This window comes from Rhabdothermus arcticus, assembly GCF_055382915.1.
The window spans coordinates 1706730-1719000 of sequence record NZ_AP043808.1 but is presented as its reverse complement, the minus strand read 5'-3'; the positions used below and the strand labels follow the sequence as shown (position 1 = coordinate 1719000).

The window sequence follows — 12271 nt, the reverse complement described above, 5'->3', positions numbered from 1 at the left end:
GAGGAGGCAAGATGAAGATCGGCGTTCCCAAAGAGATCAAGCCCATGGAGTTTCGGGTGGCGATGACCCCGGGCGGGGTGGAGAGCCTGACCCGCCGCGGGCACGAGGTCCTGGTCGAGGCCGGCGCCGGGGTGGGCTCCGGCATGCCCGACGCGGAGTACCGCGCCGCCGGGGCCAGGATCGTCTCCCGCGAGGAGGCCTGGGGGGCGGAGATGGTGGTCAAGGTCAAGGAGCCCCTGCCCGAGGAGTACCGCTTTCTGCGCCCGGACCTGATCCTCTTCACCTACCTGCACCTGGCGGCGAGCCGCGAGCTCACCGAGGCGGTGCTGCGCTCGGGGGTGGTGGCGATCGCCTACGAGACGGTCCAGCTCGAGGACGGGAGCCTGCCCCTCTTGGTCCCGATGAGCGAGGTCGCGGGCAGGATGGCCACCCAGGTCGGGGCCTACTACCTGGAAAAGCCGATGGGCGGGCGGGGCATCCTCCTCGGCGGGGTGCCCGGCGTGGCCCCGGCGTCGGTGGTGATCCTCGGCGGGGGCACGGTGGGCAGCAACGCGGCCAAGATCGCCCTCGGCATGGGCGCCCAGGTCTACGTCCTGGACGTCAACCACCAGCGCCTGCAGTACCTCGACGACGTCTTCGGGGGCCGGCTGGTCACCCTCACCTCGACCGAGGCCAACATCAAGAAGGCCGTCCAGTTCGCCGACCTCCTGATTGGCGCGGTCCTCATCCCGGGGGCCAAGGCCCCGAAGCTGGTGACCCGGGAGATGGTGGCGACGATGAAGGAGGGCGCGGTGATCGTCGACGTCGCGGTCGACCAGGGGGGCTGCGTCGAGACCATCCGCCCCACCACCCACGACGCCCCCACCTACCTGGTCGACGGGGTGGTCCACTACGGGGTGGCCAACATGCCCGGCGCGGTGCCCCGGACCTCGACCTACGCGCTCACCAACCAGACCCTGCCCTACGTCCTCAAGCTCGCCGAAAAGGGGCTGGACGCGCTCAAGGTGGACCCGGCGCTGCGGCACGGCCTGAACGCCTACCAGGGCAAGCTGACCTACCCCGCGGTGGCCGAGGCCTTCGGCCTCCCCTACACCCCGCCCGAGGCGGTCTTGGGGCTAAACTAACGGTATTCGAAGGCTCGTCCCAACGCTCTTCTGGCTCGGCCTCGTCCTCGCCCAGGCCGTTCCCTGGGCGAGCGGCGAACATCTTCTCTACGCGCTCTACTACCGCGGGGTCTGGATCGGTGGGTTTGCCCTCACCGCCGAGGCCACCCCTGAAGGCTGGCGTTTTCGCGGCGAGGCCCCGCCCTATTCCCCGGCCAAGCTCGCGGGGTTCGACCTCACCCTCTTCGGCGAGAGCACGCCCGGCCTTGCGTTCCTGCGCTTTGAAAAGCGCCTCCAGGCCCCCACGACGGGGGAGATCCGCCTCCTCGCCCGCCGCCAGGGCAGCTTGATCCTGGCCGAACGCTGGAAAAACGGCCGGCGGGAGGCGGTCTTTCGCTACCGGGATCCAAGGGTCAAAAACGACCTCTCGCTGTTGTATCATCTTCGGGTGCGGCCGGAGGGCGGGCCCCTCACCCTGCTCGGCCTCTACGGCCCGGTCACCGGACGCCTCGAGGGCCTGGGAAGGCAGGCGGTCCGGGTGCCCGCGGGCACCTACCGGGCCCGGCGCTTTCGCTTCGATCATCCCGGGGCCTACTTTGAGGCCTACCTGGCCGGGCCCCGGCGCCTGCCCGTCCGGCTGATCCTGGGATTCGGCCGCGAGCGCGTGGAAGCCGCGCTCTTGGAGGAGCCACGATGAAGGGAACGATCCGCGTCAGCGAACCCGCCCTGGCCTCGATCCTGGGCCTCGCCGCCCACGAGGTGCCGGGCGTGGTGGGGATGAGCCCGGTGGGAATCCGGGAGGGCCTCTCCCGCATCCTCGGCAAGCGCGAGGCCAGCGAGGGGGTGGTGGTCAAGCCCAACCCCGAGCACCCGGAGGCGCTCGAGGCCGACCTCTACGTGGTCGTGGCCTTCGGCGTCAACATCCCCGCGGTCGCCGAGTCGATCGCCGAGCGGGTACAGTGGGCGGCCAAGGAGCTCGCCGGCAAGACCCTCACCAAGGTGCGGGTGCACGTCACCGGGGTGAGCCGGGGGGAGGCATGACCCGCCTAAGCCCGGAGGCGCTCGCCGAGGCGCTGCGCTTTGCCACCGACTGGTTCGCGGTCTTCGTCGAGGAGACCAACGCCCTCAACGTCTACCCGGTCCCCGACGGGGACACCGGCACCAACATGCACCTCACCCTGCAGGCGGTGCGCCGCGAGCTCGACGTCAACGACACCCGGCGCATGGACACCCTGGCCCGGGCCCTCTCCTACGGCAGCCTGCTGGGGGCCCGGGGGAACTCGGGGGTGATCCTCTCCCAGATCCTGAAGGGCTTCGCCCAGGTCCTGCGCCACCAAAGCGAGGTCACCCCGGAGGTCCTCGCCGAGGCCCTGGAGGCCGGTGCCGAGGCCGCCTACAAGGCGGTGATGAAGCCGGTCGAGGGGACGATCCTCACCGTGGCCCGCGCCGCCGCCGAAGGGGCCCGCCGGGCGGTCGAGGCCGGGGTGGACACCCTGGAAGGGGTGCTCGAGGCCGCCCTCAAGGCCGCTCGCGAGGCCCTCGAGCGCACTCCGGAGATGCTCCCCGTGCTCAAGACCGCGGGGGTCGTCGACGCGGGGGGAATGGGCTACGTGCGCTTTCTCGAGGGGCTCCTCGGCTACCTCAAGGGCCTCCCCCTCCCCGAGGCCCCGAAGGTCGAGCGCTACGCCCAGGAGGCCTTCGAGGAAGAGGACTACGGCTACTGCACTGAGTTCTTGATGGAAGCGGTCGAGGCCCCGATCGAAGCCATCCGCGAGGCGGTGGCGCCCTTTGGAGACTCGCTCTTGGTCGTCGGAGCCGAGGGGTTCGTCAAGGGCCACATCCACACCAACGACCCCGACGGGCTGCTGGCCACCGTGGCCCGGTTCGGGCGGATGCGCCGCACCAAGGTCGAGGACATGGCCGAGCAGCACTCGGAGATCCTCGCCGCGGTGGGCGCCGCCGAGGAGCCCCCGCCGCCCACCGGGCTGGTCGCGGTGGCCCCGGGCTGGGGGCTGGCCAAGGCCTTCCGCCAGTTCGGGGCCCGGGTGGTCGCCGGGGGCCAGACCCAAAACCCCAGCGTCGAGGACCTCCTGGACGCGATCCGCGCCGTGCCCTCGGAGCACGTCATCCTCCTGCCCAACAACAAGAACGTTCTCCTGGCCGCGGAGAAGGCCGCCGGGCTGGCCCAGGAGACGCTGGGCAAGCGGGTCGTCGTCCTGCCCACCACGACCCTCGGCGCGGGGCTCGCCGCCGCCGTGCACTTCGACGAGAACCAGCCCCCCGAGGCGCTCCTCGAGACGATGGCCGAGGCCGCCGAGGCCACGCGCACCCTCGAGGTCACCCGCGCCGCCCGCGACGCCAACACCGAGGAGGTGGGGGCGATCCAGGCGGGCACGGTGATGGGCCTTCTGGACGGCAAGCTCAAGCTCGTCGCGGAGACCCCGGAAGAGGCCCTGGTCGAGCTGCTGCGGCTGCTTTTGACCGACGAAGCAGCTTTCGAGGTGCTGACCCTCTTTTGGGGGCCGGAGGTCCAGCCCGAGGCCGCCGAGCGCGTCCGGGAACAGCTCGAGGCCTTCTTTCCCGAGCTGGAGCTCGAGCTCCACCCCGGCGGTCCCGAGCTCTACGCCTTCGTCGGGGTGCTCGAATAAGCTCCCCGCCATGAGGTAGAATAAGGGCCCTATGAAACGGGCCCTGATTCCCGCCCTTGGCGCGCTCTTGCTCCTGCTCGCGGCCTGCAGCGAACCCGTCCCGGTCGAGGCCGACCTCACCCCGGACGCCACGGTGACGCTGGACGTCGACCCCTCCAGCGCCGCCTACCTCCGACTGGTCGGGGCCAGCGGTCCGGTCCGCCTCTTCGCCCAGAGCCAGGTTCCCGCCGGGGCCCAGCTGCGCCTGGTGGTGCTCAACGAGGACCTCACCCCGATGCTGGCCAGCGCCGACCACAGCTGGTTCGGCCTGCCCCAGGTGGCGGTGGCCGGGAACGGGGCCGCGCCCCTCATCGTCCCCGAGCCGAGCGACGGGGTGCGCCTCAACCTCGACGCCCACCTGGGCCACCCCTACCTCGTGCGGGTGGAGAACCTGAGCAACGCGCCCGTCGAAGTCCTCGTGGGGGCCTTCAACTTCAGCCCCAACCCCAGCGGCACGTGGGAAACCAACGACACCCTGGGCCTCGGCGCATCCAAGACCGGGGCGATCGAGTTCGTCGGGGAGCTCGACGCCTACACCCTGAACGCCAGCGGCTACCTGCGCCTTTCGGGGAGCGGGGCGGCGCATGCCTTTCTGGTCGCCGACGTCTACGAGGACGCCGGCCCCGGCGCCAGCAAGCTGGCCTCCCTGGAGCCCGACGGCCTGGCCTGCCTCCCGGTCAACGCGGGGAACTTCGTGATCGTGCGCGGCCGCGGCAACCAGGTGGCGGGCTTCGACGAGCCGGGCAGCCTGCAGTACACCCTGAGCCTGACCAACACTGCCTGCCCCTAGGGCCTATCGGCCTCGAGCAGCAAGAGCGCGAGCTCCTCGGCGTAGCCCAGGTGCTCGGGCAAGAGGGCGCGCTCGATCGTCGCCCGATCCTCGGCCTTTGCCAGCCGGGCCAGCTCCTCGTCGCTCAAGATCTCGTCCACCCGCTTTCGCTCGGCCTGGGCCTTCTCCAGCCGCCAGGCCAAAAGCCGCCGATAGCGGCGCTCGAAGGCCGCGTCTTCCGCCGGCCGGTCCTCGGGCGCGCGCATGAGCAGCCAGATCCCAAACACCACCAGGGCCAGCCCCACCCAGGGCGCGGCCCCGACCTCGAAGAGGCCCACCGCCAGCCCCACCAGCAAGAGCGCCGCGCCGAGGTAGGTCAGGCCGGGCTCGCCTTCCCGCCAGGCGAGGGCCAAGAGCCCCGCCCCCAGCCCCACTAGCTTCAGCGAAAAGAGCCCGAAGAGGTCGGAAAAGAGCGCGCCGACGGCCCAGCCCAAAAAGAGCGCCCCCAGCCAGCGGTATTCCTTCCTGCCCTCGCGCTCCGCGGCCCAAGAAAAGCCCAGACCAAACACCAGGCCCCAGACCCAGCCGGGAAGGAAGGGATGGGTCAGGACCAGGTAGAGCGCCCCCGCGAGCACGAGGGCGAGGCCAAGGTAGAATCGCATGCACCCATTCTTGCACCCCACCCGGGTCGCACGGGGCTGCTTTGATTTTTTGAGCCCAGAAGTGATAAACTACGGGATGATGCAGCGCGCGCTGGCCCTGTTGCTGACCCTCTTTGCCCTCACCGGCCTGGCCGCCGGGCCCAGGGTGCTGATCCTCGAGGCCACCGCCTACACCTCGAGCCCGGCCGAGACCGACAGCACCCCGTTCATCACCGCGACCGGTGCCCGCACCCGGCTGGGGATCCTCGCGGTCAGCCGCGACCTCCTCGCCGAACTGCCCTACGGCTCGCTGGTCCGCCTCGAAGACCTCGGCCGCTGGCAGGACGGCCAGGACGCCGGGCGCTTCAACTTCCTCTTCAAGGACGTGCTCTTCGTCGTCGAGGACACGATGAACCGCCGCTTCAAGCAGCGCATCGACGTCTGGCTTCCGGACCGCAGCCTGGCGCTGAAGTTCGGCCGGCGCCGTCTCAAGGTCACCGTGGTGCGGGTCGGCCGCGGGCAGTAAGCTTTTGGCGGTGCGCTTTGCCCTGCTTTTGGCCCTAAGGCAGATCGCGAAACGCCGCTGGCAGAGCCTGGCGACGATCCTCGGGGTGGCCGGCGGGGTGGCGGTGATCATCACCGCCCTGGCCCTGACCAACGGCTTCACCAAGGAGCTGATCCGGGCCACGCTGAAGGCCACCCCGCACGTCATGCTCTTCGCCTACGACCCACAAAACGCCCCCCCGCCCCAGGACCCGGCGATCGTGGCCAAGACCCCGGTCCTCCCGGTCAAGGCGCTCCTCACCCGCCGCGCGCAGGCCGGGCGCGGCGCGGCCAGCGACTTCGGCACCCTGATCGGGGTGGGCGCGGGGGCCGAGGGCGTCTACCCCGACCTCGGGCTCGCCGCCCTGGGGCCGGGGAAGGCGGTCCTCGGGGCGGCGCTCGCGGGCAGCCTCGGGGCCTACCCCGGGGATGCCCTCTTCGCGCTCGCGATCACCCAAAAGCGGGTGCGCCTGACGCTGGCCGGCACCTTCAGCACCGGCAACTACCCGATCGACGCGGGCTACGGCTTCATCGCCCTCGAGGACGCCCAGCGCCTGCTCGAGGCTCCGGGCCAAATCGCCGGCTGGCACCTGCGGCTACGCGACCCCGAAAACGCGCCCCAGGTCGCCCGGCGGCTGACCGCCGACGGCCGCTACTGGGCCCGCACCTGGCAGGACCTCAACCGCACCCTGCTCGAGCAGCTGGCGCTGCAAAAGCGGGTGATCGGCTGGGTGCTGACCCTAATCGTCGCGGTGGCGGCGCTGGGGATCGCCAACGTCCTGGTGCTGGCGGTGGTGGAGAAAACCCCGGAGATCGCCCTTCTTCGGGTCATGGGGGCGAGCGGCCCCCAGCTCTTTTCAGCCTTCGCCTTGGAGGCGCTCTTTTTGGGCGCCTTCGGGGTGCTGCTCGGGAACCTCCTCGGCGTCGCGCTCAGCCTCTACCTCGCCGCCCACCCCCTCGCGATCCCCGGCGACCTCTACTTCATCGAGCGACTCCCGGTGGTCCTCGAGGCCAGGGACGCGGCGTTCGCCAGCGGCGTCGCGCTGGTCACCGCGATGCTCGCAGCGCTGGCCCCGCTGGGGCGGCTGATGCGCACCCGTCCGGGGGCGATCCTGCGCTAGCATGACCCCATGAAGGGTCTGATCCTCGCCGCCGGCCACGGCACCCGGCTGCGCCCCCTGACGTTCGCCCGCCCCAAACCGGTGATCCGCCTCGCCGGGAAGCCGATCATCGCCTACGCGGTGGAGAACCTGCGCGCCGCGGGCGTCGAGGAGATCGCGGTCGTTGTCTCCCCCAAGACCAAGGACCACGTCGCCCAGGCGCTCAACGGCGAGCGGGTGGACTACGTCCTCCAGGACAACCCCGAGGGCCTGGCCCACGCGGTGGCGGTGGCCCGGGACTGGCTTGGGGACGCCCCGTTCGTCCTCTACCTCGGGGACAACCTCTTCGAGCACGGGATCGAGACGCTGGTCGCGCGCTTTTCGACCGAGCGCCCGGCGGCCGCGATCAGCCTGGTCGAGGTCGAGGACCCCCGCCAGTTCGGGGTGGCGGTGATCGAGGACGGGCGCATCGTGCGGCTTTTGGAAAAGCCCCAAAGCCCGCCCTCGAACTGGGCGGTGGCCGGGGTCTACGCCTTCGCCCCAGTGGTGCACGAGGTCATCGCCGGGCTCCGTCCCAGCGCCCGCGGCGAGTACGAGATCACCGACGCGATCCAAGGCCTGATCGATCGCGGTGAGCGGGTGCTCGGGGTACCGGTCGAGGGCTGGTGGAAGGACACCGGCCGCCCCGACGACCTGCTCGAGGCCAACCGGCTCCTGCTCGAGCGCCTAACGCCAAGGCTGGACGGCCAGGTCGAGGCGAGCGATCTGCGCGGGCCGGTGGTCGTCGAGCCCGGGGCGCAGATCGAACACGCCCGCATCCTGGGCCCGGCCTACGTCGGCGCAGGCGCGGTGGTGCGGGACGCCTACGTCGGCCCCTACACCTCCCTCGGGCCCGGGGCTCGGGTCCTGGACGCCGAGGTCGAGCACTCGGTCCTCGAGGACAACGCGGTCCTCGAAGGGGTGCGCATCTTCGGCTCGCTGCTCGGGGTCGGGGCCACCGTGCGCCGGCAGGCGGCGCGACCCAAGACCCCCCGGCTCATCCTCGGCGACCTCTCCCGGGTCGAGGTGCCCGACTAGCTCCTAGAGCCCCTTCAGGTAGTCGAGAAGGGCCGTCGCCTCCTCCGGGCTCAAGGGGACCGGCGGCATCCGGCCGCGGCCGTTCTGGACGATCTCGAGCACCGCCTCCGGGGCCTTGAGGATCGGGGATCCCGCAAGCCGCGGGCCGATCCCGCCCTCGCCCTTGGCCCCGTGGCAGGCCGCGCACTTCGCCGCGTAGACCGCCTCCCCCGGGGAGGTCGCATCAAGCCGGCCCCGGGCCGCGGCGATCAGGCCCTCGACCCGCTCCCGGGCCGGGCCGCCCCGCTTGAGGTAGGCCTTCCAGGCAGTGATCGCCTTTTGGTACTCCCCGAGCTGAAAGTAGGCGTTCCCCAAGAAGAGCAGCCCCTCGGGGTCGGGATCGGCGCGGGTGACCACCGCGAGGATCTCGGCCGCTTCCTTGGGACGCCCGGCGAAGAAGAGGATCTCCCCGTAGCGCCGGTAGGCCTTGAGGTTTTGATGGTCAAGCTCGATGACCTTGGCGTAGGCCTCGGCGGCGCGCTCGAAGTCGCGGAGCTCAAAGGCCTTGTCCGCGTAGGCCATCCAGGCCTCGACGCTGTTCTCCTTTTCCGCGCGGGCCTTGAGCGCCTTGAGCGCCCGGGCGTCCTCGAGGGCCAGGGCCTCGGTGACCGTGCCCCCGGGGAGGCGGGGGTAGGTGTGGTAGAAAAGCCCCCCGGCAACGCCCACCACCACCAACACCATCAGGCCCAGGACGAGCCAGGACGGACGGGATGCGGTCCGGGGCGGGGCCTCGGCCTGGGCCCCGAGCTCGCGCTTGATCCAGGCCACGCGCTTTAAGAGGCGGACCCGCTCCGGCCCGGTCTTCTCCTTGAGCTCCTCCTTGAGCGCGGCGAGCTCGGCCCTAAGCTCCTCCGGCCGAGGGTTTTCGGGAAAGGGGCGCGCGGGGCCCACGACCGGGCGCAGCACCAGGTAGAGGCCCAAGACGAAGGCGAACAGGGCCAGCAGGTAGATGAACGTCATTCGTCCTCCAGCTCGGCTTCCAGCGCCCTGAGCTCCTCGGGAGGGACCGCCAGGGCCTCTTCCCGCCGCCGGGCCTCGGCCAAATAGCGCCAAAGGCCAAAGCCGATCAGCCCCAGGCCGATCAGCGGCGCGGCCCAGAGGAGCCAGTTCACCCCCCGCCGCGGCGGCGCATACAGGATCCACTCCCCATAGCGCTCGACGAAGTAGCGCTTGATCTCCTCCTCGCTCTTGCCGGCCTTGAGCATCTCCGCGATCTGCCGCCGAATCTCCTGGCTGACCCCGGCGTTCGACTCCCCGGCGCTCTCCCCCTGGCAGACTGGGCAGCGCAGCTGGTTGGCGATCCTGAAGACCTCCGGGGAGAGGTCCGGGGGCGGCGCCCCGGTGGGGGTCTGAGCCAAGCCCAGGCCGAAGAGCGCGAAAACGGCCAGAAGGAGGGCCCGCCTCACCGCAGGACCTCCTGGATCCGGGCCCGCAGCGTGCGGGCGTCGATCGCGCCCGCGAAGCGGTAGCGCACCCGCCCGGCGGTGTCGATGAAGAAGGTCTCCGGCACCCCGTACATGCCGTAGTCGATGCCCACCTTCCCGCGGGGGTCGTAGCCCATGGGGAAGGTCATGTTAAAGCGTTTGATGAAGGCCAGGGCCTTCTCCTCTTGATCCTGGGTGTTGACCCCGAAAAAGAGCACCCGGTCGCGGTAGGTCTGCCAGGCGGCCTCGAGCACCGGCGCCTCCTCATAGCAGGCGGGGTAGCACCAGCTGGCCCAGAAGTTGATGACGATCGGCTGCTTGCCCAGATGCTCGGAGAGCTTGAAGGTCTCCCCCCAGGTCGCGCGGTACGGCGCGAGCAAGGGGAGCTCGAAGTCCGGGGCGGGCCTTCCCACCAGGACCGACTTCAACTCACCGGGGTCGCGCTGCATCCCCCAGTAAAAGAGCCCCCCAAGGAGCAGAATCGAAAGGAGGCCTAAAAGCCGCCAGAGGTTCACGTCGTCACCTCCCGCCGACGCGTCGCCGTCCGGCCGAGGGGGAGCATCATGTAGACGATCCCCAGCGCGATCACCCCACCAGCGACCCAGAGCCAGTAGACCATCGGGGTCAGCACCAGCCGCAACGTGGCCCACTTGCCCGCGTCCTGATCGAAGGCCTGGAGGATGAAGTAGTAATCCTGCAACGGCCCGTAGCGCACGCTGGGCGCGGCCAGGGGGGCGTTCATCGTCTTGTAGTAGTTGAGCCGGGGGCGGAAAGTACCCACCCCTTCGGCCTCGACCACCGCCTCGACGACGAAGCGGTAGCCCTCGTCAAAGGCGTGCAGCCGCTCAAGGCGCACCGGGAGGCCCGCCAGGCGGGCGGTCTCGCCGATCTCCAGGGTCTTTTGCACGTCCACCCGGTAGGCCTGGGAGAAGACGATGGCCAGCGCCGCCAGGGCCACCCCAAGGTGCACCAGCTGGGCGCCAGCGTGGCGCCGCCCCTGGACCAGGTAGCCGGCGAACGCCTCGCCCCAGCCCCGCCGGCGGCGGGCGGCAACCGCCCGCCCCACCTGCGCCAGGGCGGAGGCCAGGTTGTAGGCGAACAGCCCCACCCCGAGCGCGACGCCAGGCGTGGCCCCGAGGACGAGCGCCACGATGGCCCCGAGGAAAAGGGCGAGGCCCATCCCGGCCAGGGTCCGCTTGGCCCAAGCGTCGGCCCGGCCCCAGGGCAGGACCGGCCCGGCCCCCATCAAGAGCAAGAGCGCCGCCCCCAAGGGCGCGAAGACGCTGTTGAAGAAGGGTGCCCCCACCGAGACCTTGTCTCCGGTCAGGGCCTCGACCAAAAGCGGGTAGAGCGTGCCCAAGACCACGACGAAGGCCATCGTGGAAAAGACCAGCGCCCCGCCGAGCAAGAGCCCCTCGCGGGAGAGAAGGCGCACTCCGCCGACGTCGCGGACCTCGCTGGAGACCCTGCCGAGGAGGCCGAAGCCGAGCAGCAACACGAGCAAGAAGAAGCCCAGGAAGACCGGCCCCACCGCCCCCTCGGCGAAGGCGTGGACCGACTGCACGACCCCCGAGCGGGTGAGGAAAGTGCCGAAGACGGTGGCCGCGAAGGCCAGGGTGACGAAGGCGAAGTTCCAGGATTTGAAGAGCCCCTTACGCTCTTGGACCAGGGCGGTGTGCAAGAAGGCCGCGAGCAAAAGCCAGGGGATGAAGGAAGCGTTCTCCACCGGGTCCCAGCCCCAGTAGCCGCCCCAACCCAGCACCTCGTAGCTCCACCAGCCCCCGGCGAAGATCGCCAGGGTGAGGAAGCCAAAGGCGACGAGCGTCCACCAGCGGGTGGTCTGGATCCAGGACTGGTAGCGCCGGGCCAGCATCGCCGCCACCGCGTGGGCAAAGGGGACGCTGATGCCCACGAAGCCCAGGTACATCAGCACCGGGTGCACCGCCATCATCCAGTGGTTTTGCAAGAGCGGGTTCGGCCCCGGTCCCTCGCTCGGCGGGTTGGGCACCGGGAGGAAGGGGTTGGTGACGAAGAGCATCACCCCAAAGAAGAAGATCTGGATGCCGAAGAGGACCGCGAGCACCCCCGGGGCCATCCAGTAGTCCTTGAGGCGGCGCGCGGCGAGCCAGGTGTAGAGCGCCTGGAGGGTGGCCCAGAGCAAGATCGAGCCCTCGAGCGCCGCCCAGAGGGTGGCGAACTTTACCCAGGTGGGGCTCAGGGTCGAGTGGTTCTTGGCGGTGTAGACGATCGAGAAATCGTCGGTCAAAAGCGCCCACTCCAGCGCCGCGAAGGCAGCGAACGCTCCCAGGAGGGAGAGCAGCGCGGCGCGCCGTGCGGCCTCCACGAAGCGGCCGTCCTTCGCCCACCAGGCGTAGCCCGCCAGGCCCAGCCCCAAAAGGGCGAAGGCCAGCGCGAAGACCAGCCCCACCTGACCCAGGACGCCCGGGGTCATTGCGCCTCCTTGATGAGCTTGCGCACCTCTTCGGGGGTGTAGCCCTTCTTGGGCGGCTGGTAGGTCTCGGAGTGCTTGACGAGGAGGGTGTCCCCGAGGAAGGTCTTCCCGTCAAAGCGCCCCTCGACGACCACCCCCTGCCGCTCCCTGAAGAGCGCCGGCGGGGTGCCGTGGTGCTTGACCGGGACCTCGGCGACGCCGTCGGTGAGGACGAAGGCCAGGTCCAGGGTCTTGGGGTCGTAGCGGACGCTTCCAGGCTTGACCAGCCCCCCCAGGCGCACCCGCTTGTTCGCATACTTGGCCGGGTTCTGGTAGTACTCGCTGGGGGTGATGAAGTAGGTCAGGCTCTGGCTGAGGCCGCCGAAGATCAGGTAGCCGATCGCCCCCAGGATGATCAGCGCCCCGATGAGGTACTTCCACTTCATTGCGCGGCCCT

14 protein-coding genes are annotated in these 12271 nt (G+C 70.4%); 8 read left to right on the top strand and 6 right to left on the bottom strand.

Annotation, left to right across the window (positions count from 1 at the left end; translation table 11 throughout):
- The first annotated feature begins 11 nt into the window (after positions 1-11).
- From ald to ACZ48Y_RS08990, 5 genes are all read left to right on the top strand, one after another.
- Positions 12-1124: an alanine dehydrogenase gene (gene ald / locus ACZ48Y_RS09010; protein WP_464740531.1), complete on the top strand. Its 1113-nt coding sequence runs from the start codon at positions 12-14 to the stop codon at positions 1122-1124.
- Between the two features lie 325 nt (positions 1125-1449).
- A complete protein-coding gene (locus tag ACZ48Y_RS09005; protein ID WP_464740529.1) occupies positions 1450-1800 on the top strand; it encodes a DUF3108 domain-containing protein in 351 nt (116 codons plus the stop codon).
- The gene (locus tag ACZ48Y_RS09000; protein ID WP_464740527.1) at positions 1797-2144 is read left to right on the top strand and encodes an Asp23/Gls24 family envelope stress response protein; all 348 of its coding nucleotides are present in this window, start codon (positions 1797-1799) and stop codon (positions 2142-2144) included. Before ACZ48Y_RS09005 ends, ACZ48Y_RS09000 begins: the two co-directional genes overlap by 4 nt.
- Positions 2141-3751, top strand: coding sequence for a DAK2 domain-containing protein (locus tag ACZ48Y_RS08995; RefSeq protein WP_464740525.1), 1611 nt, complete (start codon positions 2141-2143; stop codon positions 3749-3751). Before ACZ48Y_RS09000 ends, ACZ48Y_RS08995 begins: the two co-directional genes overlap by 4 nt.
- A gap of 31 nt (positions 3752-3782) precedes the next feature.
- Entirely contained in the window at positions 3783-4580 is a 798-nt protein-coding gene (locus tag ACZ48Y_RS08990; protein WP_464740523.1) for a hypothetical protein, read from the top strand.
- Here ACZ48Y_RS08990 and ACZ48Y_RS08985 read toward each other — a convergent pair.
- A complete protein-coding gene (locus tag ACZ48Y_RS08985) occupies positions 4577-5221 on the bottom strand; it encodes a hypothetical protein (RefSeq protein WP_464740521.1) in 645 nt (214 codons plus the stop codon). The genes ACZ48Y_RS08990 and ACZ48Y_RS08985 overlap by 4 nt on opposite strands.
- 79 nt (positions 5222-5300) lie before the next feature.
- On the opposite strand from ACZ48Y_RS08985, the gene ACZ48Y_RS08980 reads away from it, so the two are divergent.
- The 3 genes from ACZ48Y_RS08980 to ACZ48Y_RS08970 are packed head-to-tail and all read left to right on the top strand — an operon-like array spanning position 5301 to position 7920.
- Entirely contained in the window at positions 5301-5726 is a 426-nt protein-coding gene (locus ACZ48Y_RS08980; protein WP_464740519.1) for a 3D domain-containing protein, read from the top strand.
- Positions 5727-5736: 10 nt separating this feature from the next.
- The gene (locus ACZ48Y_RS08975; RefSeq protein WP_464740517.1) at positions 5737-6864 is read left to right on the top strand and encodes an ABC transporter permease; all 1128 of its coding nucleotides are present in this window, start codon (positions 5737-5739) and stop codon (positions 6862-6864) included.
- Positions 6865-6873: 9 nt separating this feature from the next.
- Entirely contained in the window at positions 6874-7920 is a 1047-nt protein-coding gene (locus ACZ48Y_RS08970; protein WP_464740515.1) for a glucose-1-phosphate thymidylyltransferase, read from the top strand.
- A 3-nt stretch (positions 7921-7923) separates the two neighbouring features.
- Here ACZ48Y_RS08970 and ACZ48Y_RS08965 read toward each other — a convergent pair whose 3' ends face one another.
- From ACZ48Y_RS08965 to ccmE, 5 genes are all read right to left on the bottom strand, one after another.
- Complete coding sequence (locus tag ACZ48Y_RS08965) at positions 7924-8919, bottom strand: c-type cytochrome (RefSeq protein WP_464740513.1); 996 nt, start codon at positions 8917-8919, stop codon at positions 7924-7926.
- Positions 8916-9365 (bottom strand): cytochrome c-type biogenesis protein, encoded by a 450-nt coding sequence (locus tag ACZ48Y_RS08960; RefSeq protein ID WP_464740511.1) that lies wholly within the window; start codon positions 9363-9365, stop codon positions 8916-8918. The genes ACZ48Y_RS08965 and ACZ48Y_RS08960 overlap by 4 nt, the downstream gene beginning before the upstream one ends.
- Entirely contained in the window at positions 9362-9832 is a 471-nt protein-coding gene (locus ACZ48Y_RS08955) for a TlpA family protein disulfide reductase (RefSeq protein WP_464742902.1), read from the bottom strand. The genes ACZ48Y_RS08960 and ACZ48Y_RS08955 overlap by 4 nt, the downstream gene beginning before the upstream one ends.
- Before the next feature lie 62 nt (positions 9833-9894).
- Entirely contained in the window at positions 9895-11835 is a 1941-nt protein-coding gene (locus ACZ48Y_RS08950) for a heme lyase CcmF/NrfE family subunit (RefSeq protein ID WP_464740509.1), read from the bottom strand.
- Positions 11832-12260 carry a cytochrome c maturation protein CcmE gene (gene ccmE, locus ACZ48Y_RS08945; protein WP_464740507.1) on the bottom strand — a complete coding sequence of 143 codons (429 nt, stop codon included), beginning with the start codon at positions 12258-12260 and terminating at the stop codon, positions 11832-11834. Before ccmE ends, ACZ48Y_RS08950 begins: the two co-directional genes overlap by 4 nt.
- Positions 12261-12271: the final 11 nt, after the last annotated feature.